At 43.9% G+C, this 512-nt stretch carries 1 protein-coding gene; it reads right to left on the minus strand.

The features are described from left to right. A partial coding sequence (locus R7E78_RS30720; RefSeq protein WP_318059220.1) for a sulfatase-like hydrolase/transferase occupies nt 1–512 on the minus strand: 512 nt, incomplete at both ends.

The raw sequence follows: 512 nt of genomic DNA on the forward strand, positions 1-512 counted from the left end.
TATCGATCACGGTAGTTTGGTTATTTGTGATGAGAGCAAGTTCTCGAGTATCACCAGCAAGAATCCAGCGGAGACGGCTTTCGTCAAATAAGTTACGACCACTGCTGTAATCGTATGGATTGGACGATACACCAAGCATATCTTGCAGTAGCGTAACTGAAAGGTCTAAATGGCTCGTGCTGTGATTAAACTCACCAGCCATCATACCAGGCCAATGGATTACCATAGGCACCTGCAATTGGTAACGACTGTAGTTACTGTTTGCGCCCCAGCTATTGGTATTGGTTTCGTTAAACTCACTGCCATGGTTGGAAGTGACGATAACAACGGTGTTTGCCAATAATTGAGCGTCTTCAAGTGTTTTGATAATACCGCCGACTTTGTCATCCGCAGATTTCACGGCAAACTCATAAGCATTTTTGAAGCGTTCACTCGCCGACATATCTTCTTTCGAGTTCGACGGGATAGATTCAAAATTATCTACCGTAGTAACTTCGATGTAGCTGAACCAA

Source organism: Vibrio sp. YT-19(2023) (genome assembly GCF_033337395.1).